The sequence below is a fragment of the Paenarthrobacter sp. genome, from assembly GCF_031180005.1.
Taxonomy (GTDB): Bacteria; Actinomycetota; Actinomycetes; order Actinomycetales; family Micrococcaceae; genus Arthrobacter.
This window is the reverse complement of record NZ_JAPSHI010000018.1, coordinates 75,074-98,476: the sequence shown is the minus strand read 5'-3', so window position 1 is coordinate 98,476 and position 23,403 is coordinate 75,074. Positions and strand designations below refer to the sequence as shown.

22 protein-coding genes and 1 pseudogene are annotated in these 23,403 nt (G+C 59.6%); 15 read left to right on the top strand and 8 right to left on the bottom strand.

The window, feature by feature from the left end; all coding sequences use genetic code 11:
* Positions 1-1,201: 1,201 nt before the first annotated feature.
* Both RIF72_RS14110 and RIF72_RS20140 read right to left on the bottom strand, forming a co-directional pair.
* On the bottom strand, positions 1,202-1,615 hold the full coding sequence (locus RIF72_RS14110; RefSeq protein ID WP_309075483.1) for a hypothetical protein: 414 nt from the start codon (positions 1,613-1,615) through the stop codon (positions 1,202-1,204).
* Positions 1,616-2,125: 510 nt separating this feature from the next.
* A complete protein-coding gene (locus tag RIF72_RS20140) occupies positions 2,126-2,467 on the bottom strand; it encodes a zinc ribbon domain-containing protein (RefSeq protein ID WP_375164233.1) in 342 nt (113 codons plus the stop codon).
* Positions 2,468-3,049: 582 nt separating this feature from the next.
* On the opposite strand from RIF72_RS20140, the gene RIF72_RS14105 reads away from it, so the two are divergent.
* The 5 genes from RIF72_RS14105 (at position 3,050) to RIF72_RS14085 (ending at position 6,552) form a co-directional block, all read left to right on the top strand.
* Positions 3,050-3,406, top strand: a complete 357-nt coding sequence (locus RIF72_RS14105; RefSeq protein ID WP_309075482.1) for a transcriptional regulator — start codon at positions 3,050-3,052, stop codon at positions 3,404-3,406.
* Complete coding sequence (locus RIF72_RS14100) at positions 3,406-4,125, top strand: nucleotidyl transferase AbiEii/AbiGii toxin family protein (RefSeq protein ID WP_309075481.1); 720 nt, start codon at positions 3,406-3,408, stop codon at positions 4,123-4,125. Before RIF72_RS14105 ends, RIF72_RS14100 begins: the two co-directional genes overlap by 1 nt.
* Positions 4,122-4,256: a helix-turn-helix domain-containing protein gene (locus tag RIF72_RS14095; RefSeq protein ID WP_309075480.1), complete on the top strand. Its 135-nt coding sequence runs from the start codon at positions 4,122-4,124 to the stop codon at positions 4,254-4,256. The genes RIF72_RS14100 and RIF72_RS14095 overlap by 4 nt, the downstream gene beginning before the upstream one ends.
* A 263-nt stretch (positions 4,257-4,519) precedes the next feature.
* A complete protein-coding gene (locus RIF72_RS14090; protein ID WP_309075479.1) occupies positions 4,520-4,909 on the top strand; it encodes a hypothetical protein in 390 nt (129 codons plus the stop codon).
* 44 nt (positions 4,910-4,953) lie between these two features.
* Positions 4,954-6,552, top strand: a complete 1,599-nt coding sequence (locus RIF72_RS14085) for an ATP-binding protein (RefSeq protein ID WP_309075478.1) — start codon at positions 4,954-4,956, stop codon at positions 6,550-6,552.
* Positions 6,553-7,576: 1,024 nt separating this feature from the next.
* Here the strand turns inward: RIF72_RS14085 and RIF72_RS14080 are convergent.
* Entirely contained in the window at positions 7,577-8,053 is a 477-nt protein-coding gene (locus RIF72_RS14080) for a transposase (protein WP_309075477.1), read from the bottom strand.
* A 348-nt stretch (positions 8,054-8,401) separates the two neighbouring features.
* On the opposite strand from RIF72_RS14080, the gene RIF72_RS14075 reads away from it, so the two are divergent.
* The 4 genes from RIF72_RS14075 to RIF72_RS14060 all read left to right on the top strand — a co-directional run bounded on the left by RIF72_RS14075 (position 8,402) and on the right by RIF72_RS14060 (position 13,443).
* Complete coding sequence (locus RIF72_RS14075) at positions 8,402-8,692, top strand: hypothetical protein (RefSeq protein WP_309075476.1); 291 nt, start codon at positions 8,402-8,404, stop codon at positions 8,690-8,692.
* 221 nt (positions 8,693-8,913) lie between these two features.
* Positions 8,914-9,708 (top strand): IclR family transcriptional regulator, encoded by a 795-nt coding sequence (locus RIF72_RS14070; protein ID WP_091468065.1) that lies wholly within the window; start codon positions 8,914-8,916, stop codon positions 9,706-9,708.
* 144 nt (positions 9,709-9,852) lie between these two features.
* On the top strand, positions 9,853-11,214 hold the full coding sequence (locus RIF72_RS14065) for an MFS transporter (RefSeq protein WP_309075475.1): 1,362 nt from the start codon (positions 9,853-9,855) through the stop codon (positions 11,212-11,214).
* Between the two features lie 171 nt (positions 11,215-11,385).
* Positions 11,386-13,443, top strand: a complete 2,058-nt coding sequence (locus RIF72_RS14060) for an acyltransferase family protein (protein WP_309075474.1) — start codon at positions 11,386-11,388, stop codon at positions 13,441-13,443.
* An 8-nt stretch (positions 13,444-13,451) separates the two neighbouring features.
* On the opposite strand, the gene RIF72_RS14055 is transcribed toward RIF72_RS14060, so the two are convergent.
* Complete coding sequence (locus RIF72_RS14055; protein ID WP_309075473.1) at positions 13,452-14,519, bottom strand: D-2-hydroxyacid dehydrogenase; 1,068 nt, start codon at positions 14,517-14,519, stop codon at positions 13,452-13,454.
* A 70-nt stretch (positions 14,520-14,589) separates the two neighbouring features.
* Between RIF72_RS14055 and RIF72_RS14050 the strand changes: the two genes are divergently transcribed.
* The 3 genes from RIF72_RS14050 to RIF72_RS14040 are packed head-to-tail and all read left to right on the top strand — an operon-like array spanning position 14,590 to position 17,363.
* A complete protein-coding gene (locus RIF72_RS14050) occupies positions 14,590-15,498 on the top strand; it encodes an NAD(P)-dependent oxidoreductase (RefSeq protein WP_309075472.1) in 909 nt (302 codons plus the stop codon).
* Positions 15,499-15,543: 45 nt separating this feature from the next.
* Positions 15,544-16,314 (top strand): SDR family NAD(P)-dependent oxidoreductase, encoded by a 771-nt coding sequence (locus tag RIF72_RS14045; RefSeq protein WP_309075471.1) that lies wholly within the window; start codon positions 15,544-15,546, stop codon positions 16,312-16,314.
* A complete protein-coding gene (locus RIF72_RS14040) occupies positions 16,314-17,363 on the top strand; it encodes an L-idonate 5-dehydrogenase (RefSeq protein WP_309075470.1) in 1,050 nt (349 codons plus the stop codon). The genes RIF72_RS14045 and RIF72_RS14040 overlap by 1 nt, the downstream gene beginning before the upstream one ends.
* Here the strand turns inward: RIF72_RS14040 and RIF72_RS14035 are convergent, their stop codons facing one another.
* The gene (locus RIF72_RS14035) at positions 17,364-18,092 is read right to left on the bottom strand and encodes an FCD domain-containing protein (protein ID WP_309075469.1); all 729 of its coding nucleotides are present in this window, start codon (positions 18,090-18,092) and stop codon (positions 17,364-17,366) included.
* A gap of 221 nt (positions 18,093-18,313) precedes the next feature.
* Here RIF72_RS14035 and gndA point away from each other — a divergent pair, with 221 nt between their 5' ends.
* Complete coding sequence (gndA, locus tag RIF72_RS14030) at positions 18,314-19,750, top strand: NADP-dependent phosphogluconate dehydrogenase (RefSeq protein WP_309075468.1); 1,437 nt, start codon at positions 18,314-18,316, stop codon at positions 19,748-19,750.
* A 127-nt stretch (positions 19,751-19,877) separates the two neighbouring features.
* Positions 19,878-20,116: pseudogene (locus tag RIF72_RS14025) on the top strand (short-chain dehydrogenase/reductase); the annotation flags it as partial.
* Here the strand turns inward: RIF72_RS14025 and epsC are convergent.
* The 3 genes from epsC to msrA all read right to left on the bottom strand — a co-directional run bounded on the left by epsC (position 20,113) and on the right by msrA (position 22,265).
* Positions 20,113-20,697 (bottom strand): serine O-acetyltransferase EpsC, encoded by a 585-nt coding sequence (gene epsC / locus RIF72_RS14020; protein WP_309075467.1) that lies wholly within the window; start codon positions 20,695-20,697, stop codon positions 20,113-20,115. The pseudogene RIF72_RS14025 and the gene epsC sit on opposite strands and share 4 nt — an antisense overlap.
* 41 nt (positions 20,698-20,738) lie before the next feature.
* The gene (cysK, locus tag RIF72_RS14015; protein WP_017200618.1) at positions 20,739-21,674 is read right to left on the bottom strand and encodes a cysteine synthase A; all 936 of its coding nucleotides are present in this window, start codon (positions 21,672-21,674) and stop codon (positions 20,739-20,741) included.
* Between the two features lie 66 nt (positions 21,675-21,740).
* Positions 21,741-22,265 (bottom strand): peptide-methionine (S)-S-oxide reductase MsrA, encoded by a 525-nt coding sequence (gene msrA / locus RIF72_RS14010; RefSeq protein WP_011775087.1) that lies wholly within the window; start codon positions 22,263-22,265, stop codon positions 21,741-21,743.
* A 145-nt stretch (positions 22,266-22,410) separates the two neighbouring features.
* Here msrA and RIF72_RS14005 point away from each other — a divergent pair, with 145 nt between their 5' ends.
* On the top strand, positions 22,411-23,322 hold the full coding sequence (locus RIF72_RS14005; RefSeq protein WP_309075466.1) for a Nif3-like dinuclear metal center hexameric protein: 912 nt from the start codon (positions 22,411-22,413) through the stop codon (positions 23,320-23,322).
* The last annotated feature ends 81 nt before the right edge of the window (positions 23,323-23,403 follow it).

Below are 23,403 nucleotides of genomic sequence, written 5' to 3'. Positions count from 1 at the left end.
CGTCCGAGGAACCTACGCGGTACTGGATTCCGCTGGCCATAACGCTCATCTTGAACGCCCGGAAATCACCGCCGCCCTAGTTAATGACTGGCTTGTACGGACCAGCACGGCTGCCCGGTAACGGATCGGCATACGGGCGCTTGGAGTTGGGCGGAGTCCCCGATCGCTCCCGTAGAGCGGTGGTCCTCCCGGACCTGGCCTGGCTCGAACAGGCAACCACCCTCACCAAACTACGGGCAGGACACGCACTTACCGGGTATACGCATCTTGGGCAGGTTCGATCTGAGCATATGTGGCGCAATCGAAGAAATGAAGTGGACTTCTATCGAGCCGCCACGCCATGTCCGGCCAAGGATCCTCTATCGGGCATGGGTCGGGGCACTTCATGCCTCGCGTCCCGACTGACTGAATCCGTCTCAAGTGGTTCAGGACGGAATCTCCGGACTGTTGGCAGCCCTCTGCTATGGCCTCGTGAACTTCGGGAAATGGCCTTATCCGCCAGTCTTGGTGCCTGAAGCGGTCGGGTAAAGTTCCCCACATCGGGATAGGGCGTTCGCAGAAGCTTGCTCGGATGAGAAGGAATGAAATGACAAAGCGGTACAGGCCTCCGGGCAGAGGTGGCGGCAGTATGTTCGTGCTCTATCTTGTGCCCCCTTTTGCGATTGCAATTTTTATTATGTGGAGTCTGGAAAACGTGTTCCATCTGTACTAGGGAATGATGTGAGGACCGTGATTTGGGACCCGCTACGTCGATCAACAGTCCACAGTTCATGGTCCGTCGCAAGTTGCAGGGCATTTTCGAACGACTCGCGCGCATAAGTCTTCGAACTTCACTGCAATCCCAGATGCTCCCTCAAGGCTGTTCGCCAGTGCAGTCGACTTCTGACATTCAGTGCAGTCAGCTTCTGAAAACGACACTTCCCATGTCATTTTCAGAAGCCAGCTGCACTTGATCTCGCGGAATCCCGGGGTTGGTGCAAACGAGTATGGACACGGAAATGTCAGAAGTGCCGTGCAAGGCACTCCCTTCTGCTCCAGAGTCCTCTGCCCAGAGGGCGCGTTTCTGAGTCGCCTGCACGGTTATGACGTGGGCCTTATGGCTAGGCCGGGCCGTCGGCCCAGCCAACCTCTACCCCTGGGCGGAGCGTCGATCTGTTGGGGGCAGTCTAGGTTCGACTTCATCTGCGGTTTAGGCCTGTACCTAAAGTCTGCTGCGGCCAAGTCCTCGAACAAGGAGACCCAAGGCCGCGCCTACCTGAGTTCCGATGATTACTGTGGCCCCTGTCCAGTCAACGTCACTTGGGCGGCCCTGAGCGCTAATCCACAGGTAGACGTTGACACCGATTTCCGAGGCGAAAATCGCTATGCCGGCGAGCGGTATCAGGAAGGAGGGCGCTGCTGCCGCGGCAGCACCGAGTAGCCCAGCAACCACGAGCAAGAGGAGGTTCAATTCAATAGGTGCTTCGAGGAGAACCTCGATGTTGAAGGGATAAATCAAGAAGAGCAGTATTTCTACAGCCCCCAGGGCAGCGAGGCCAAGCCTCGGGATATTGAAGGTTCTCAGAATGTTGAGGACCACACCCACCAGAAACATGAGTGCGAAGATACTGATCATGGCGGTTGCGGGCAGTGGAGATGCTTGACTAGCAGTAACGTATTCCCAAACCATGACAACAGCCAGCAGACCAGCGCACAACGAAAGTACGAGGTCTCGCGCAGTGCGCAGGACTGGTCCCGCCGTCAATGTCGAGACCAGACCAGCTACAACAGACACGATGCACCACGTTTGGAAACTAACACCGCGCAGTATCGGAAATACTCCATCCTGTAGCTGAGCTGATGCTACGAGGACAAGCGCTGGTGAAATCCAATTAGCAATTCCATCTGGCGCAGAATATTTTCCAAAGTCAGCCCATGAACGGGCACCTCCATAGGCGGGAACAGTCTTGCGTAATATGGCGCCGATAAGCACGGCCACCAAGAGTGCGACGGCGACAGAAGCCGTAACCTGCTTAGGCAACTGAATCCGTCCGCTCAGTGGGAGAGGTGCAGAAGCAGGCGCGGACATCAGGCAAAACGGAAGGCCTCGTGCTGGACAAATCGCTCCTGTCGGCTCAGGGTACCTCTAGGAGAACTTGACTCCACCGGTAAGCTGACTGATGCCGAGAGTGAGCTTCCCCGGAGATTGAGGGGTTACGTCAATTGTGGTCGTTCCGGTCTTCCCGCGTGATGTCTCTACGAGGACATGGTGCTGGCCAGCTGAAACCGGTATCGTCATTGATTTTCGAGCTTTGATGTCTCCGTACAACGTATTGTCCACATAGACAGTCAGCCCTATGGCTCCACCGCCAAGACTTGGACGAATTATAACAAGTTCACACGACCCACCAGGCGAATCAATTCCGCAATTCGGACATGTGCGTGCTGAATCCGAAACCGTGTTACCGCACTCACGACACTGAATCATTGCCACGGCAGTTCGTCCTTTCGCTGCACCCGCCCCATTGGCCTGGTCCTTGCGACGACATTAGCGCTAATTTCTCCCCTGCGGGAGAATTTTTTGTGACTCCACGTCATCCCACATCCAATGTCTCTGTATTCTAAGGCCCTTGCTGGCAAGATTCTGTGCCGTAACACCGTTTGGCAGTGCAGATCGCTTCGGACATTCCGTAGCCAACTTCTGTTCACACGGAGAAGGCAACTTCCCCAAGGGGCCAAACCAATCTGGCTTGGGCAGCCTAACGCTGGACATCAGTTCTTTCAGCCGAGACGACGCCAGGGTAGGTGCCCGTGAAAGCGAGCCATCGCTTGGAACCTAGGACTCGGCGCAGCTGTTAGACAAGCCCCAAACGGGGGCCGTGCAGGGGACTTCTGACATTTGTGCAGTTAGCTTCTGAAAATGACACATGTAGGGGCCTTCAATCACCAGCTTTTGCACGAAAGACTGCACGAAACCTAAGAATGAACAACGGCACGCTGTGTTGAGTTTCGTGCACTCTTGCTAACCTAAGCGCAGCGGCAACTTCCGCCGCGTCTACAGGAGAGACCAATGCCGACCCTCAAGCCCAGGCGCACTGGCGACCACTCGAACGAGCCACGGGTCCTGATACAGGACGTGATCCCCTACGAGGTGGCCGGAAGCCTTGATGCCCTGCAGGGGCCGGGGGAGGGCGTTCTGACGCTGCCTCACCACGTGTACTGGGGTCCGCAGGCGGACTGCGATCTAGGGCAACCCGAAGGTGTGTTCAAGGCCTATCAGGCGATCCTGCGGGAAGGTACGCGGGCAGACCAGGAGCAGCTGCTCAACGCCGGCCTCTTGATGAAGGTGTGGGACGAGCTGATGCTTCCTGTTCGCGTCCGCGATTTGTGGGAGAACAAATTCCCGCAGCTGGCGCGGCACTCCTAATGTCGGACGTCGATTACCAACGTGATGTCACGCGCCTGGCGCTTGATGCTTTGGCCAGCGGAGGCTTCGCATTGGCAGGCTCCGGAGCCATAAGGGAACACGGGATCATCGACCGTCCCACACAGGACATCGACCTGTTCACCTCCGTCACCACCACCGAGGCTTTCGCGCTTTCAACACAACGCCTCACGGCCGCGATGCGGGAGCGTGGCCTCGAGGTAGTGGAGGTGCGCAACGCACCGCAGTTCGCGAACTTCTCTGTCGCATCCCCTGCCGGCCAAACTGTGGAAGTGGACCTTGGCGTCGACTGGCGCGCAGCCGAGCCGGTAACCCTTTCCATCGGCCCGGTCCTGAGCCTGGAGGACGCCGTGGGAAGCAAAGTCGTTGCTGTCTACAGCCGCGCTGAAGTCCGCGACTACCTTGACCTTGATGCCATCAGGGAATCCAAGCGATTCACTGACGGGCAACTGCTCGACATCGCAGCTGACCGCGACCCCGGTTTCGACGTCGGAATGTTCGCCGCGCAGCTCGACCAAGTAAAGCGCATCTCCAGCACTATTCGAGTGCAGGAGTACGGCGTCGGAGAACACGAACTGGCACAACTGAAATCCCGGCTCAGCGGATGGGCGGAGAAGCTGCGCACCAACCCGCCGGCACTTGGCCAACACCCGAAGCCGCCCGTGCTCGCGGCCGCGTGGGCGGCCGGCCTTCCACGATGACCCCCGCACAGGTGGAAGCAGCCCGCACCATGCACGCGACGAAAACACCCATCACAGAAATCGCCCAGGTACTCGGCGTGGGACGGATGAGCGTAAGCCGCGCCCTCGCCAAGCAACAGTCGAACGGATAGGCATAATCTGTCGCTACTCTGGAGCGGTGCCTTCACGTCAAATTAGAGTCCTCGTTCACGCTATCTGGGGGCTCGGTGGGCTCACTCTTGGGGCATCGTTCGCTCTGTTGCTGGTCAAGAATTGGACGCCGGATTGGATTGAAGCGACCGGGACGTGGTTTGGAGCGATAGCAACAGTTCTTACGCTGCTTTGGGCCGTTAGCAGCTTTCGCTCAGACCAAGCAGAGCGCGAGCGGTCTCGTAAAGAGGAACATCAAAAGGAAGTGGCAGAAGCGGCTGAACGTGACCGGCAGCGGGTCACAGAGGCGGACAGGGTGAAGGTCTCCCTTAGAGGCGGCGGTGGCTTCGGACAGGACGCTACACAGGAGATGAACAGTATCTACGTAGTAGTGGAGAACCACTCTAGGTACGACGCCGTCATTAAAAGCATCTCTCTTGATTCAAGGCTCAAACCCATAGTCCCGCTTCCCGCCAGTTTTACCGTTGCTGCCGCCGGCGACCCGTTCAAGCAGGTTATAGACATCGAGCCTGTTCCAGGTCGTGCCGAAGAGCTCAGTGGAAAACCTCTGGATCGTTTTACCGTATCCATGACTTACCTCCTCGATGGAATCGACTGGAAGCGAAGCTCGACAGCGGACCCTGAACTCGACTAACGAAGCTACGGCGCGTTGGTGGAGTCATTACCTAAGATCAGGGGATGAGCGAAGCTGCATCCGGGCTGCCCGGGCCTGTACCCCCCTTTACTTATGACGGCAAGGTTGGCGAGGAAAAGCTCGGGGAGCTTCTTGCTCTTGGCGCGGAAAAACCCTACTTGGATTTCAAGAAAGAACTGGACCTTCGCGAACCGATCAAGAAACTCGATTTCGTCAAAGACTGCGCGGCCATGATGAACATGCCTCGAGGTGGGTACCTCGTAATTGGAGCAAACGACGATGGTACTCCCGCGCAGGACGCGGTTGTCCCTACGAAAGAGATGTTCGACTCCGCAGCGCTCACTCAGATCGTTAGAGGATATGTTGATGCGCCAGTGGATATTCGGTCCCAGGTGCACACGCTTACGGTCAAGGGCGTCCAGGCGTGCATGGTGGTCATCTACATAGCGCCGCCAGCGGATGGCATTCCCGCTGTTATGTCCAAGGCAGGAATGGTGCCTAGCCCAGCTGGCGGAAAGCCGATCGTTCGGTTTAACGAAGGTACGGTCTTCACCCGGATGGGAACCACGAACGCATTGGTCACGCATCAGACGTGGAGACAAGTTCTAAGTAATTTCAGAGACTACGAACGTGCTGATGCCCGCCACGACAGTGACGAGTTGCTGCGGCGAGTGGTCCAAGGCTTTGGCGCATCGGCCGCGCCTTCGCCCGTTGTGCCGGATCTTGCCATGGACGCTACAACTTTCACGGAATCGGTTCGAGCTGCTCTGCTTCAAGACAATGAGCGGATAATTCGGCGCTTCCTCATAACTGCGAAAAGTGTCTATCTTTCAGCCGCTGACGAAGAGCAAACGACAACCCTGAATCGGGTTGCAGCAGCTGCGGTGGAAGCCCTTTTGCTCAGTGACTTGGCCGTAGTGAAGCAATCCATGGACGTTCTCTATGACTTGTACCAAACCCACCTCCTTGCTCCAACCAGGACGAATGGAAAGCCGGGGGCGCCGGCTAAGTGGCTAGAAATAGTTCTTCGCATAATGGCGGTCGGGGCCGCAGCCGTCCGCAGTGGGATGTACGAAGCAATCCCGCTCATCGTTCTGCGACGAATTGGTGACGACACATACTCATATCGGTCGTGGATCCGGCATGGCCTAACGGAGGCCTCCCGCGCGAATCTGTTTATTCGATCTGATGAATCGGGGAAGGGCGGAAATCTCATAGCTTTCTCCGCAGAATTGCTTCTGGAGCACCCCGAGCTCCGACCGGACATTCAGCTACCGGATACCGCCGATTCCGTGGAGGAGTTTCTTGATTCCCTGTGTCAGTTTGATTTTCTATGGTGTTGTCTGTCCTTAGCGGCAGTCGGCGACGGATCATCATCAGCTGCGTTCTATCCAAGTTGTGCGGCCTACCATCAGCACAGAGTCGAACCGGTTATCCAGCGGTTCGAAGGTGACCAAGACGTTCGGGCTGCGGTGTTCGGAGATCTCCCAAATCACCAGATTGCTGACGCCGTCCTCCGTGTCATCGAGATGGCGGAAAACCAGTCTTGGAACTACGGCGGATTTTGGCGGGGAGGAGATAACTTGCATCCATATGGATGGATCAAGAAGAACGCTTCCACGACAGATCCGGTGACAAACTAGAAGCCGATTGTTCCTGATCAGCAATCGTCAAGAATCGTATCTGGCCCCTCGTCCACTGGTGCAAGGCAAAAGCTAAATCCTTCGGGCTTTTCCCGCACACAAGTGGACGACGGGACCCACCTGACCGCCTGCACACAACCACCACGTCACCACTTTCCATGATTTCTCCGTCAGACTTCATACAGGGCCTCTTCCTGGTTCGCTTTTGGTGCGCTTAGACACCGTCATCAAACCCCAGTGAGAGGCTCCCGCCGCTTAGGGCGCGGTCGGTTCAGTAAGGAAGTGGGCAGATCTTATCGCCACCGGTGGGCAGTTTTACTGGCCGTCAGTGGGCACTTTCGTGGCCGCCTATAGGCAGTTTTTCATGGCCGCTAACATTCGACCGGCTTTAATTGATCTCCGCCATCCCGAATGCGCCCTTTAGTCGGTGGATCACAGGGCGCTATGCGCACGTTCAGGGATCTCCAATCGAACGCGGAGGCGCTCGTTAGCCACCGCTTACGGGACGAAGTGAGCTGCCGGATGCAGAACAGTGTGGGGCGGTGGTCTGGTAGCGTCGGGCAACGAACACTTGGGGGAATATTGGACACCGAATTTGCCAGGGTAAGACCTGATCGACCACGTCTAGCCGTGGTCCTGGCTACGATCTTCTGCTCACTGGCAATTCTGCCCGCGATTCCATCCGCTCTTATCGCTGGGGCCACCATCATGTCCGTCTTCACCGGGACCGGGGCTACGTCGAACCAGGCGCTGCAAGTCAGTGCCGTTCTGTCCACCTTTTTGGCCGGCTTAGTGGCATTCGTGATGATGCGACGAAGCGTCACCACCCGTAAAACGTGGGTATGGGCGGGCTTGGCCATCATCCTCGTTGTAGCAGCATCCGCCCCTATAGTTTGGGTTGCTGTACAAGCCTTCGCCGAGGAGTGGTGCGAATATCAACCCGGTGGCAGAGGCGGCGCCGAAATTCGCTCGGTTGATGATGTTCCGGCCTTGTGCCGTTAGGCCTTTGGAGAACCACGGCTCCCTACATCGCTTTCTTCAGCCGCAATTTTCTCTTAGAAGAAGGTGTTTGAGCCCTGCGTTGATTCCGCCCTCCAGCGGACTGGTCGGGTCTCCAGGTGGCGAACTCCCCGGTCCAGGCTGCGGCTTGGTCAAGGTCCGTGACGTGCGTAAGGGCCTTGGCCAGGGCCAGCAGTTCCTTGCCGGCTTCCAGTTTCGGGCGCATCATCAGGTGGGTGCGGATGTTCTGGCGGATGTGGAAAAGACACCGTCGGACTTTCGTTTCGGGCCAGTGTTCCCGCGGTGCGCTCTCCAGGCCTTTGTGGCCGTCCACGACGGCGACGAGCGGTGCCGGGATCTGCTGCAGCAGCGCCGCCCATAAGGCGTGCTTTTCCCGGTCACACCACTGCCAGGCGATGACGTGCCGGCCCGCGTAGGCGACCAGGACGCACCAGCCATTGAAGTACGTGCCATCGACCACGGGGTGGATCTCCCCGGTCACAGCTGCCTGCGGGACTACGTTCCAGCACCAGATACTCCTGCGCCGGAGGGTCCGTTCCGAGGCTGCGTGCGCGCCTTGACGTTGCTTGCCTGTGATCCAAGCCAGGAATGCGGTGAACTCGGCCTTCCTCGTGACATCAATCCTGGACTACGTACTCGATGCACCACAGGACTTACAACGCCATCTTGTTCGTCCCGCACTCGTCGTGCCGTTCAATCCACATACTTTCAAAGCATGTGGATGCCCCTACAACCCGCGCGGAAACTGACAACCAAGCCAATCACGTACACACATTTTGGCCGCTAACCCAGATCTTGAATGTCAGACCCCCACCCTACGCTTTCTTCCATGGAGCACGTTTACATCCCCACGGTTGAGCCAGACGCGCAGGCCATCATCATGAGGGGCGGCCGGGAGTGGCGCATGGTGGTGGAACCAGTGCGCTGGTTTGAGCGCGTTGCCTGGTGGGAGCAGTCCCGGCGGATGCCAAGGGGGCAAGGGCGGGTTGATATTGAAGTCTGGCAAGTCCAGGTCCGTCTGGGGAACAACCCACGATCCGGCATTGCAACGTGGGAATTGGTGAGGGACGGAACTGGTGGGGGCTGGCGTCTTCGGGGCGAGGAGCTCGCTGCTGCGTAGCCTGGCGCAGGAAATGGATGAGCTCTCCACCACGACTATTGGGGGATGCCGCGGTGGAGAGCTCGAAGATGAATATACAGAGAACTTTTGGGTTTGGAAAGTACGGTCTCACCAGCGTCGTATTGCGGGGCTCATCTGACCCTGCTGTGGCACCCCAATTCCACTATGATGAGTATTGTTCAGCAGAATGAACAGCCGATTTGCGATGTCGAAGGAGAATCATGGCCGATTCCCGCACCTCCCGTTCCGAAGGGCTGGGCGCTTCGTCGCCGGCGCCTGCTGTCACCCGCGCTGCGGCCGTGCTGGAGGTGCTCGCTGAGTCCCCAACGGGCCGTTTGACGCTGAGCGACCTCTCGCGTGAACTCGGAATTCCCAAGTCCTCTACATCCAACCTGCTGTTGGCACTGGAAGAGGCGCGCCTCATCACCCGCCAGGGTGCGGACTTTGCCTTGGGGAGGAAGCTTGTGGAACTGGGAGCTGCCTACCTTAGCCGCCTGGACGAGGTGCAAGAGTTCTATAAGTACTGTGAGCAAGCGCCCACACTCTCCGGGGAGACTGTGAGAATCGCGATGCTCGACGGCGACCATGTCATCTATCTGGCTCGGTACGAGGGTCATCCAGCGGTCAGGTTGACGTCCAACATCGGCGACAAGATGCCCGTCTCGCTCTGCAGCGTCGGCAAGGCACTGATTGCCCAGCTTCACGATCACGATATTGATGCAATGTTCCCGGATGGCATGGAGTTGCCCACCATGACCGCAAACTCCCTCAAGACTGCGGAGGAACTCAAGGCCCAGATTTCCACCATCCGCAAGCAGGGGTATGCCTTCGAGGATGAGGAGTCCACGGTGGGTGTAGTCTGCCTGGCCGTGCCGGTCCCTACCCACGGGGCCCATGGCCCAAGCCTGGGCCTGTCCGTGACGGCACTCAAGGCCACCTACTCGGAGGAGCAGGGTGCCCTCATGGTTAAGGAACTCAAAGAGTTGGCGCGTTCCCTAGGTAACCCCATGGGTTAGCACGTTCCCACTTTCTCGAAATAAATCTGATTACAACCTTGGCAGCGCGTCCAGCAAGCTGTACGCTGTTCATCATAGTGATCTTGGCGGTGATGCCATCACTATCTCGCTGGGCCAACGGGGGCCTGGGGTGATTTTGAGGGAGTGCTTGTGATAACTCGTGCAAATGAAAAGCTCGCGGCCGAGGCTGAGGATGCTGTAGTTGAGCCGGAACAGCTCCGGCGGGCTACGCTGGCCAGCTCTGTCGGCTCCGCGCTGGAGTACTACGACTTCTACCTTTACGGCTTAGCTTCAGCTCTGATCTTCGGTCCGCTGTTCTTTTCACCGCTCGGCCCTGACGGTGCGTTGATTGCATCTTTTGCCACCTACGGCGTTGGCTTTGCTGCCCGTCCATTTGGCGGTTTGATCTTCGGTTACATCGGCGACAGGTTTGGCAGGAAGATGGTACTGATCCTCACCATCGCGCTCATGGGAACAGCAAGCTTTGCCATTGGCCTTCTGCCCACCTTCGAACAGGCAGGGATGCTCGGAGCGATTCTGCTGGTTACGCTGAGGATCATCCAGGGACTCGGCGCCGGCGCCGAGCAGGCCGGCGCCACCACCCTGATTTCAGAAGTGGCTCCGCGCAGCCGTCGTGGGTTCTTCGCTTCATTGCCGTTTGTCGGCATTCAGTTGGGCACACTCCTTGGAGCCGGCACCTTTACAGTGCTCATGATGGCGGACCAAACAGCCGTTCACGCTTGGCTTTGGCGGGTGCCGTTCCTGGCAAGTTTCGTTCTGATTGTGGTCGCTGTGCTGATTCGACTCAAACTGAAGGAAACACCAGCTTTCCAAGAGTTGGAGAAGCACAAGAACGTGGTCAAAAGCCCCATCCGGGAGCTATGGAAGCACTCCAAGAAGAACGTGCTTGTGGGTATTGGCCTACGTATGGGCGAGAACGGAAACTCTTCAATCTACTCCGCGTTGCTGGTGTCATTCTTGAGTATGCCTGCTGGTGGCGGGTTCGTAGGCAACACGCAGATTGGCTCGACGGGGCTTTTGATCGCTGCCGGTTTCTCCGCCATTTTGGTGGTTACGTTCGGTGCGTTGTCCGACAGGTTTGGTCGCGTCCCCGTCTACCGCTACGGCGCACTGTTCCAGGCAATCATCGCGGTTCCTGCCTTCTACCTGGTCACACTCGGCAATGTCACTCTTGTATGGGTGGTCATGAGCGTCGGAATCGCAATTGGCGTCCAGTCGATGCTTGGCCCCCAGTGCCCCCTCCTTCCAGAATTGTTCGGCTCGCAGTACCGCTTCACCGGCGTGGCCATGAGCCGGGAAATCTCTGCAGTGCTGGCTGGTGGTGTAGCCCCCCTGCTCGGTGCAATCCTGCTGGCTGCGACCAATCAATCATGGCTGGTCCTGGCCATCTACTCCCTGGTCCTGGCGCTCATCTCCTTCGTCACCACGTTCTTCACCCCGGAGACAGCAGGCAGGGATCTCGTCAGTACCGAAGACGCAAAGTAGCTTCCGCAGAAGCGCCTGCTCAAGGAATAGACAACCACTAATCAGCGCGGCACCCTCTGTCAACAGGGTGCCGCGCTGCTTTGCGCCTCAACACAAAATGAGTCGCTCAGAGTGTGGTGGAAATTCCCGGGTGGCAGTGCAGAATTGGTGCAGCGATAGAGGAGCGTGTCGATGACGGCGACCAAGGGCCTTGCTTCACCGGAAAGTACCGGGCAGGTCCGGTCCGTGGCAGGGAAGACCGCGTTTCGGCCTGAGATCCAAGGCCTGCGTTCCTTGGCCGTACTCATGGTTGTCTCGTACCACATTTGGTTCGGCCGGGTTTCCGGTGGAGTGGACGTCTTCCTGTTGATTTCGGCGTTCCTGATGACGCTGCACTTCGTAAACCGCTACGAGGATGCCCGTCCAGTGTCACTGGTGCGGCACTGGTTACATCTTTTCTGGCGGCTCTTGCCTGCCGTTGTCGTGGTACTCCTTGGCACTCTGGCGGCCACGTACGTCATCATTCCCCGCACCCGTTGGATCGAAATATTCAGCCAGGGATGGGCTTCGCTGTTCTATGTGGAAAATTGGCTGCTCCAGCGGCAGGTGGTCAACTACTACGCGGCAGACCATAGCCTGGCAAGCCCCTTTCAGCACTTTTGGTCGCTGTCCATCCAAGGGCAGGTATTCATCCTCTGGCCCGCCATCTTTGTTGCAACGGCCTTCGTCTGTCAACGTTTGGGTCTGAGCTATAGGGTCGTGTTGCTTGGAGTCTTTGGCCTGATCTTTGCGGTTTCGCTGACATATTCGGTCTATTTCACGGCAGCCAACCAGGAATTGGCCTACTTCGATACCTTTGCCCGGCTGTGGGAGTTTGCCTTGGGCACGCTGGTGGCGCTGTTGCTTCCGTATCTTCGGCCCGGCAGGGGCCTGCGAAGCGTGCTTGGCTGGGTAGGGGTGGCTGCCATGCTGAGCTGTGGCGCCCTTCTTCAGGTCCAGACCGCGTTTCCTGGCTTTGTGGCCTTGTGGCCGACCCTCGCGGCGGTGGCCGTCATCATCGCGGGGCAGTCCGGAAGCCGCTTTGGTGTGGACCGCATTCTTTCGTCCAAGGTGTTGGTAGGCCTGGGATCAACGTCGTATGCCCTCTACTTGTGGCATTGGCCGCTGTTGGTGATTACCCTGGTGTTGATTGGCCAAGACCACGCGGACGTAATGACCGGAACCTTGATCGTGGGTGCATCCCTACTGCTCGCGTTCCTCACCACCCGGTTCGTGGAGCAGCCCCTGCGTGCATGGCAATGGCCGGAAGCCAAGCGCCGGCGTCTGGCGTTGGCTGTATTTGTTTGTCTTGCGGTCGCTGCCGCTCCGATGGTGCAGTTTGGCTTCCAACAGCAAGCGGAGAAGAACATCATCGCCACGCAGGATGCCGACGATAACCCGGGGGCGCGTGCGCTGTTACCCGGATACGTCGCTCTAGTCAGCGAGGGCGCGCGGACGCTGCCCACCCCTGAGCAGCTGCCGGAAGATTGGGGAAGGCTCGACGGCGAATGTACCGGAGATCTTCGCCCCATGGATCCGGTGCTGTTTGCAGAGTGCCAGCAGAACGACGTCGGTGCTGACGCCGGCAGGACCGTCTTTGTGGTGGGTCAGTCCCATTCGCTGCAGTGGCTTGGAGCCATCGGCCCCCTGGCCAAGGAACACCATTGGCGTGTCCAGGCGATCACATTCGGGGCTTGTCCCTTCATGACCGAAACGGATGAGGTAGGGGACGAATGCAACGCCTTCAACCGAAACGTCAGGGAACACATCCGTATCCATCAGCCCGATGCTGTCTTCCTTGTGGGGACGGCAGCAGTTCCGGACTCGCCTGATGAAGACCTCACCTGGGGTCTTGACGAACTGGTTGGCGAGATGACTGACCAAGGTATTGAGGTCATCGCCATGAGGGACAACCCGCGCTTCTCCTTCAGCCCTAGTGAGTGCGCAATGGCGTCCGGCGTGGAGGACCCACGCTGCCGGCCAGATCAGTCGTCGGTGCTTGCTGAAAGCAATCCCTTGGATCAGTTGGAGGGTACCTTCACGGGGTTGTCCATCCTGGACATGACGGACCTGATCTGCGACGGCACGTCGTGTCCGGGCATCGTGGGCAACGTGTATGTGTACCTCGACGACAACCACCTCTCGAGTACTTACGTCAGGACCATGACCGAGACGTTGTCCGAGAGGTGGTTTGGCGCCACAGGATGGTAGTTTCCGGCCTAGTAGAAGTGGACCGGATCAACCAGGTGGGGGAGGTCGCCCCCGTCCAGGAATATGCGCAGGTTACTGCAGAAACGTTCCGTGATGAGCCGGTTTTCAGCGGTGCTTAATGCCGAGGTGTGCGGGGATACCAGGACCTTGGGGTGATTCCACAAAGGACTGTCCTGCGGAAGCGGCTCCACCGCGAATACGTCGAGACAGGCGTAGGAGACCTGGCCTTTGTCAAGGGCTTCCAGCAGCGCGACCTCATCCACTACGGTTCCACGGCCGACGTTGACAAATACGGTTCCCGGCTTCATGGCGGAGAAGATGTCCCTGTTGAACAGCTTCTCCGTATACGGGGTGCCGGGCAGCGTGTTCACCACCGCATCGGCGTCCGCCAGCAGGACGGGGAGGCCCTCATTGGTGGTGACCTCGTCGATCCCCTCCAAGGCTTCAACATTGCGCTTGGTTCCGCTGACTTTCATCCCCAACGCCCGGGCGATTCGAGCCGTCTCCATGCCAATCTCGCCAAGCCCCGCGATGACCACTTTGGAGCCGTTGACAAGCTTGGTGGGCGTCCTCAGCTCGGGCCAGATTTTGGCGGCCTGGTCCTGCGCCATTTCAGCGCTGCGCTTGAAGCCGCTGAGGATGCCGAAGGCTGAGAACTCTGCCAGGGGCAGCGCGTGGACACCTGCGGATGTTGTCACGCGGAACTTTTGAAGGGTTTCCGTGTCCAGCCCGGAAGCCTTGACGGCGCCACCGGCTCCGGCCGCCATGGCGTGGATCCATTGCAGGTGGGGGTTGCTGCCGGCAATGCGCGCCAGTCCGGCCGGGCTCTCGTTGGGGAAGCCGTACAGGATTTGGGCCCTGTTTAGCATGGCCCAGTAGCGTTCCTCCTGCTCCGGTGTGCGTTTGAACCCGGGATCGCCGGCGTGATCGGCGGGAAACCTTTCCGGCGGAAGAAGCTCGGGATCGTAAAGAACTGTTACGGAGGGATCTACAGCGCGGATCAGCTCTACGTGCTCTGCTTCGAGCGGCACAGCGATGGCGATGGTAAGTTCGTCAGTCGTCATAGTGTTCATCATACTGAATGGAGGCTAGGATATTGAACAGAAATCTCCTAGATGACCACAAAGAAGTGAGGTGTTACCTACCGTGACCAGCAAGCGAGTGGGCTTTGTAGGCTTAGGACTCATGGGAGCGCCCATGGCCTCCAACATCGCCGGTGCAGGATGGAACGTCACCGCCTGGAACCGCTCCGACACCATTTTTGAGGGCCTCTCCGGCGTCCGCCGAGCAGCCAGCGTTGCAGAGTTGCGCAACGAGGACACCATCATCTTCATGCTTCCTGACCTGCCCCTCATTGAGGAAGCGGCCACGGAATTGCTCGAGTCATGGCGGAACGAGTCACCGGAGCCGGGCACCGCCGTCGTCATCATGAGCAGCGTCTCGCCAACCGCAGTCCAACTGTTCGGCGAGATTGTTCACCAGGCATCCGGCGGCCATGCCGCGGTAGTTGATGCGCCGGTCAGCGGTGGCACCTCCGGGGCGCAAAACGGAAGCCTTGCCATCATGGTGGGCGCGACCGAAAGCCAGTTCGAATCGCTCGAGCCGCTCCTGGGAACAATGGGGACCACCGTGCGGCGCATGGGTCCTCTTGGATCGGGGTCGCTCGCCAAAGCCTGCAATCAACTCATTGTGGGAACCACGACGGCGGCACTCGCCGAAGCGGCCGAACTCGCGGAACGCTCCGGAATGGATGTGCGGGCGCTTTACGAGGTCCTCTCGGGAGGGCTGGCCGGAAGCCGGGTGCTGGAGAACGTTGGCCCCCGCTTGGCCGCCAAGGACTATGCCCCAACAGGGCCGGCCAAGTTCATGCATAAGGACCTGGGCTTCGTCCTCACCAGCGCTGAAGCCGTTGGCTCTGCCGTCCCCATGGCTTCGGCGGCAATCGATCTATATTCCGAACTTAAGCGCCAAGGACTCGGAGACCAGGACCTCGCCGTCGTCCGCCAGGCCATTGCAAACCTGAGCGTGGCAGCCGCGACGTCGAACAGCAACTGACCGGTGAAGAACCTGCCCAACTGAAGAAGGAATGAAGTACAAACTATGAGTGGACTTTTTGATCTGACCGGGCGGGTTGCTTTGGTCACTGGTTCAAGCCGGGGGATCGGCAACGCCCTGGCCAAGGGGCTGGCGGATGCCGGAGCTACCGTGGTGCTCAATGGCATCAACGCCGAACGGCTGGAAGCAGCCCGGCAGGCCATGGCTGCCGACTACCCGGAGGGAAGGACCCACAGCCTGGCCTTCGACGTCACCGACGCCACGGCCGCCGCTGACGGAATTGCCTGGGTGGAGCAGAACGTGGGTCCGCTTGACATCCTGGTGAACAATGCCGGAATCCAGCACCGTGTTCCCATGCTGGACCTGGATGTGAAGGACTGGGACCGCGTGATCACTACAAATCTCACCAGCGCCTTCCTTGTGGGCCGGGAAGCGGCCAGGCACATGATCGCCCGGGGACAGGGGAAGATCATCAACATCTGCTCGGTTCAGACGGACCTTGCCCGTCCCACCATTGCACCGTATGTGGCGGCCAAGGGCGGGCTCAGAAACCTGACCCGCGCCATGACTGCAGAGTGGGCTGCCTCCGGTATACAGATCAATGGCATAGCGCCCGGGTACATCCACACGGAAATGACGCAAAACCTGGTGGATGACGCCGATTTCAACGCCTGGATCCTCGGGCGGACCCCGGCCAACCGGTGGGGTACCGTTGCAGATCTTGCCGGGCCGACGGTATGGCTCGCTTCTCAGGCATCCAATTTCGTGAACGGCCAGACGATCTTCGTCGACGGCGGAATGACAGTGGTGGTCTGATGAGCATTCATCTTCCGGCCTCCGGCCCCGCTGTAGTTGCCCACGGCAAGGGCGATCTCAGGATCGAGGACATCCCGCTGACGGCACCGGCGCCCCATGAGGCGGTAGTAGAGGTTGCCTACGGTGGGATCTGCGGGTCAGACCTGCATTACTGGCTGCATGGTGCTGCGGGGGAGTCCGTCCTCCAAGAACCCATGGTCCTTGGACATGAAATCGTAGGGGTGGTCGTCCAGCAGGCATTCGATGGTACTTGCCCCGGCGTGGGAACGCCCGTGGCTGTCCATCCAGCCAGCCCTGCCTCAGGTAACGTCAGATACCCGGAGGACCGGCCCAACCTGTCCCCGGGCTGTACCTATTTGGGCAGCGCCGCACGGTACCCGCACACCGACGGCGCTTTCAGCCGATACGCCAACCTGCCCACGCGAATGCTGCGACCGCTACCGGAAAACCTGCACCTTCGCACTGCCGCCCTGGTGGAACCTGCCAGCGTTGCCTGGCACGCGGTAGGACGCGCAGGAGACGTCAAAGGAAAGACCACGCTTGTGATCGGCAGCGGCCCTATTGGTGCGCTTGTGGTCGCCGTTCTCAAGCGTGCCGGTGCGGCCCGAATCGTCGCAGTCGACATGCATGACAAGCCCCTGGAAATCGCGCGGGCTGTTGGCGCCGATGAGGTCCTTAAAGGTGATGATGCGGACGCCATTGCTGCCGTGGATGCCGATGTCGTAATTGAATCCTCAGGCAGCCATTTCGGACTGGCCTCGGCCGTCAAGGGTGCTACCCGTGGCGGCAAGGTGGTGATGGTGGGGCTCCTGCCATCAGGACCGCAGCCGGTGTTGATCTCCTTGGCCATTACCCGCGAGTTGGAACTGCTTGGCTCTTTCCGCTTCAACAACGAAATCGATGAGGTCATTGATGCCTTGGCTGATGGCTCGCTGTATATCGACCCCGTGGTGACCCACGAGTTTGGCCTCGCCCAAGGCCTGGAAGCCTTCGAAGTGGCGAAGAACTCTGCCGAATCCGGAAAGGTCCTGCTGAACTTCCGGCCGTAGCTAGTTCTTAGCGACCGGGACGAAGACGCGGGGCTGGTCATTCCAGCTGGGTGCAAGCTCCGCGATGGTCTGCCGCATGATCTTGGCGGCGGCGTCGCGGGCGACGGAACCGTCGCCGGCGTCAATTGCGTGGGCAACATCCATGTGCCATTGAAGCGCCTGCTTTTGGGGGTGTTCCGGCATGAGCCCATGGACGGTGCGACCGGTGAGGGTTTCAGTGACCTGTCCAATAAGGTTGGCAAACATTTCGTTCCCGGAGCCGGAGAGGACCAGCGCATGGAACCGGATATCGAGGTCAAGAAAGCGGGCCATATCGCCGGCATCACCGGCTTCCTTCATGGCCAGCGAAATGGCAACCAACTCCTGCCGGAGACTTTCGGGTGCGTTTCCTGCGGCCAGCTCTGCTGCAACAGGTTCGACGGCGGAACGGAGTTCGGCCAGCGACCTCAACTGCGCGCCACGCCCCTCGCCGGCGAGCCGCCAACGGATCACCAGCGGATCGAATGGATTCCAGCGGTTGGCGGGGAGGACCCGGATGCCAACTCGCTTGATGGTCTCCACCAGCCCTAGCGACTGCAGCACGCGGACAGCTTCACGGACAACGGAGCGCGACACATTGAGCTCGTCCTCCAAATGCTCGGCCAGCATGACGTGGCCTGTAGGAAGGGCGCCACCGACGATCCTGGTGCCCAAATGCTCTACGGCGCGGTGGTGGAGGCTGGTTGACATAGAGGTAAGCATAGTGGCGCGGGGACGTCCCGTGCGCAGCTGCATCCGGGCCGGCATCATAGACTGTTTATGACGCGGCACCGTTCCAAAACGTGGGCGCCGCTTTCCCGCCCAAGGTTTAAATACGTATGGTTTATTACAGCCCCTGGTTTTGAAATCGCTTCCTGTGTACCCCCAGGGGGTAGGCGGGACTGTTTGTACACGAACGAATTGGAGTTTTAATGTCAGCACACATCGGTGTCACCGGCCTTGCGGTGATGGGCGCCAACCTGGCCCGCAACCTCGCCCGTAACGGCTTCACCGTGGCTCTCCACAACCGCTCCGTGGAAAAGACTGACGCCCTGCTCGAAAAGCACGGCACGGACGGCGACTTCATCCGCACGGAAACCCTGCAGGAACTCGTCGACTCCCTCGAAAAGCCCCGCCGCGTCCTCATCATGGTCAAGGCAGGCGCCCCTGTTGACAACGTGATCGAGCAGCTCGAACCGTTGCTCGAAGCCGGGGACATCATCATCGACGCCGGTAACTCGCACTATGAAGACACCCGCCGCCGAGAAGCCGCGTTGGCCAAGAAGGACCTCCACTTCGTCGGCGTCGGTGTATCCGGCGGCGAAGAGGGCGCACTGAACGGCCCGTCCATCATGCCCGGCGGCTCGCGTGAGTCCTACGATGCCCTCGGCCCGCTGCTGGAGAAAATTTCCGCAAAGGTCGACGGCGAACCGTGCTGTGCATGGATCGGCACCGATGGCGCCGGCCACTTCGTCAAGATGGTCCACAACGGCATTGAATACGCCGACATGCAGGTCATCGGCGAAGCCTTCGACCTCCTCCGGTCCGGCGCCGGCATCGAGCCCGCCGAGCAGTCCAAGATCTTCGCTGAATGGAACAAGGGCGATCTGTCCTCCTTCCTGATCGAAATCTCCGCCGAGGTCCTGGGCCACGTTGACGCCAAGACGGGCAAGCCGTTCGTGGACGTCGTCGTGGACGCTGCAGGCCAGAAGGGCACCGGCCGCTGGACGGTCATCTCCGCACTGGAACTCGGATCCCCGATCTCCGGCATCGCCGAATCCGTCTTTGCCCGTGGTCTCTCCTCCCAGGCCGAGCAGCGCAAGCTTGGCCAGGAACTGCTCGCCGGCGAAGAAGCCTCCGTGGAAGTCCCCGAGACCTTCGTCGAGGACGTCCGCCAGGCACTGTACGCCTCCAAGCTGGTCTCCTACGCTCAGGGCCTGGACATGCTGACCTCCGCTGCCAAGGAATACGGCTGGGACCTTAAGCTGGACGAGATCGCTTCGCTCTGGCGCGCAGGCTGCATCATCCGGGCAGAACTGCTCAAGGACATCACCAAGGCCTACGCCGCTGAGGAGAAGCCCGCAAACCTGCTGTTCGCGCCTGCCTTCACCAAGGCCATCGCGGAGGCACTCCCGGCATGGCGCCGCGTGGTAGCCACCGCAGTCCAGCTGGGCATCCCGGTACCTGTGTTCTCCTCCTCGCTGGCCTACTATGACGGCCTGCGCCGCAAGCGCGTTGCCGCTGCCCTGATCCAGGGCCAGCGTGATCTCTTCGGTGCACACACCTACGGTCGCGTGGACACCGAGGGCACGTTCCACACCCTGTGGGGCGAAGACAAGTCCGAGATCTCGGCAGTCGACACCCACTAGCAGCAGCTTCAAGTCAGAGGCCGGTTCCTCCCAGTTACGCTGTGGGGACCGGCCTTTGCCGTACCCAGCTGAAGGAGACCAGTCATGGCATCCCGTATCGCGCTTGTCACCGGCTAGAGGAAGTTCCGCGGTTGAGGGAATGAGTGATTCCCTGCACCTGGAGCTGGGGCCGCACGGCATCGACGTCGTCATTATTGAACCGTCGGGAACTGACAGTGAATAGTGCGGGCCGCAACGGCAAAACGCCCCAGGACCCGCTACCCGGTGGGTAGGGGAGCCTGGAGCGTCCTGGCACTGCGAAGGGTTCTTCCGGACCGCGCCTTCGACGCAGTCTTCTGGAATTTTTACAGAAGGCTCGCCAGCTAGATCCGGTACTCGATGTAATATTCTGCCGGGTCCACGGCAGGCTTCGTTTCGGACCTGGCATCGCGGTGCCGCCATGTGGCCGGAATGCCTGTGATGATGGATTCCGCTGGCGCGTCCTTGACCACCACTGCATTGGCGCCGATAGCGCTGCCGGCACCGATGGTGATGGGACCAAGGACCTTTGCACCTGCGCCGATGGTTACGCGGTCGCCGATGGTAGGGTGCCGCTTGACCTTGGCCAGTGAACGTCCGCCCAACGTTACTCCGTGATAAATCATCACGTCCTCGCCGATCTCTGCAGTCTCACCGATCACCACCCCCATGCCGTGGTCGATGAAGAAGCGGCGGCCGATGGTGGCACCGGGATGGATTTCGATGCCGGTAAGGAACCTGGCCAGCTGGGAGATCAGGCGCGCAGGAAAACGGAGGGCCGGATTCTGCCACAGCCTGTGGGTCACGCGGTGTGCCCAGATGGCATGCAGGCCGGAGTATGCGAAAAAGTTCTCAAAAGAGCCTCGAGCCGCCGGGTCATGAGACCGGGCGGCGTCGAGGTCTTCCTTAAGCCTTGCGAAGAAGCTCACAAAGACCTTTCTACAGGAAATGAAGGCGTGCGGGCGAAGTGTTAGCCGCGGATGTCGTCGAACAGCACTGTGGAGATGTAACGCTCTCCAAAGTCACACACGACGGCGACGATCAACTTGCCGGCGTTCTCGGGACGCTTGGCCAGTTCCAATGCACCCCACACGATGGCGCCGGAGGAAATACCGCCGAGGATACCTTCACGCGCGCCGAGTTCACGGGCTACGCGGACTGAATCTTCCAAGGTGGCGTCCAGTACTTCGTCGTAGACGTTGGTGTCCAGGATTTCCGGAACAAAGTTAGCGCCGATTCCCTGGATCTTGTGCGGACCGGGTGCTCCACCGTTGAGGATCGCGGAGTCCTTGGGCTCGATAGCCACAATCTGGACGCCGGGCTTGCGTTCCTTGAGGACCTGGCCGACACCTGTGATGGTGCCGCCGGTGCCTACGCCGGCAACAAAAATGTCTACTTCGCCATCGGTGTCTTCCCAGACTTCCTCGGCAGTAGTGGTGCGGTGGATCGCCGGGTTGGCCTCGTTGGCGAACTGCTGCGCCCAGATGGAGTTCTCCGTGTTGGCGACGATTTCCTGTGCCTTCTCGACGGCGCCACGCATGCCCTCGGAACCGGGTGTCAGGACGATTTCCGCACCGTACGCACGCAGCATGACCCGGCGCTCGGTGGACATGGTCTCGGGCATGGTCAGGATGACCTTGTAACCGCGGGCTGCACCCACCAAGGCCAGCGCGATGCCGGTGTTGCCGGAGGTACCTTCGACGATGGTTCCACCAGGCTTCAGGGCGCCGGACTTCTCGGCAGCATCAATGATGGCCACGCCGATACGGTCCTTGACACTGTTGGCCGGGTTATAGAACTCAAGCTTTACTGCAACGGTGGCGTCGAGGCCCTCGGTCAGCCGGTTCAGACGGACCAGCGGGGTGCGGCCGACAAGCTGCGTGACGTCGTCGTAGATCCTTGCCATGAAAATTACGCCTATCTCTGAAGAGGGAATGCTGAGGTCAGCCTAACCAGCAGGATCGAAACCCTGCTAAGCAGTAAGCCATGCAGAGTAATATTTCCGGGCCTTTGCCAATTTCGGGTTAATGATCACCTGGCAGTACCCCTGATACGGGAACTTCGCATAGTAATTCTGGTGGACTTCCTCGGCCTCATGGAACTCCGGAAGGCGGCTGACCTCGGTCACAATCGGATCGGACCAGAGGGCTTGGGCGCGCTCGATTGCTTCCTCGAACAGCACCTTCTCTTCCGTTGTTGTGTAGAACATCGAGGATCGGTACTGGGTTCCGACGTCGTATCCCTGGCGGTTCAGCGTGGTGGGGTCGTGCAGGGCGAAGAACATGTCCAGGATGACTTCCTCCGGAACAACGGTTTCATCGAATGTCACCGCGACAACTTCTGCATGGCCCGTAGTACCGGAGCACACCTCGTAGTAATCGGGATTGCGGACGTGACCGCCGGTGTAACCGGATACAACCGAGCTGACGCCGCGGGTCTTCTGGTATACGGCATCAAGGCACCAGAAGCAGCCGCCGCCAAGTACGAAAGTTTTCATGTTCTCTTCAATGGATCGGAGGGCCTGATGATTCCCGCTTCACCTTACGGGAGAATTACGGCACCAGGGAGATGCCACCGGTGCGGTAGCCGCCGGACCGGGCCCAGTAAGAAAGAAATCGGTCCCAGTAGGGAAGAATAAGAGCATGGAAGCAGTAAACACCGACATTTCGGATGCGGATTCCGTCGAAGAAGACGAAACAGTTGACGCCAGCGGTGATCCTACGCTCGGTCAGGTGTTGCTGGCTGTCGAGGAACTCTGGCCTGAATCCCTGGCTGAAGACTGGGATGAGGTGGGCCTTGTTGTCGGCCGGCCCAACGCCGCCGTCACCAAAGTCCTCTTTGCCGTGGATCCGACGCTGGCCGTGATCGACGAGGCCGTGGAGTGGGGAGCCGAACTGCTCATTACCCACCACCCCCTGCTTCTCAAAGGGGTGAACTCAGTGGCAGCCACGTCCGCGAAGGGCCTCGCTGTCCATCGCTTAATAGAGGCCGGCACTGGGCTTTTGACCGTGCATACCAATGGTGATTCAGCAGTTGGCGGGGTTTCCGATGTCCTGGCCGACGCCTTCGGATTGGAGAACGTCACACCGCTGACGGCTGCAAGCAACGGCTTGCCGGAGGAAGGCATCGGCAGGGTAGGGGACCTCCCTGAGCTGGAGACGCTCGGTGATTTTGCAGCCCGCGTCTTTGAGATGCTGCCCGCTGTTGCCGGGGGAGTCCGGGTGGCTGGAGATAAGGACGGTCTGGTCAGGCGCGTCGCAGTTTGCGGTGGTGCGGGCGACAGCTTGTTCGACGCCGTTCGCGCCCGCCATGCGGATGTGTACGTCACGGCAGATATGCGCCATCACCCGGCATCGGAGGCCCGCGAAGGTGCCACTAACGGTAGGCCCTATCTGATTGATGTTTCGCACTTTGCCAGTGAATGGCTGTGGCTCCCTGCAGCAGCTGAAGCGTTGGGCAACGTGCTCTCGGATCAGGGCTACGACGTCGAGATCCGCGTCAGCGGCACGAACAGCGACCCTTGGGACTTCATACTCACTCCCGGCGGGGACTAGAGTCTAGAAAGATACGGGCAGCCCTGACAGATAGTGGCGGTCCGGCCGGACCTGATACCCAGGCCGGCGGCGATTAGCGGA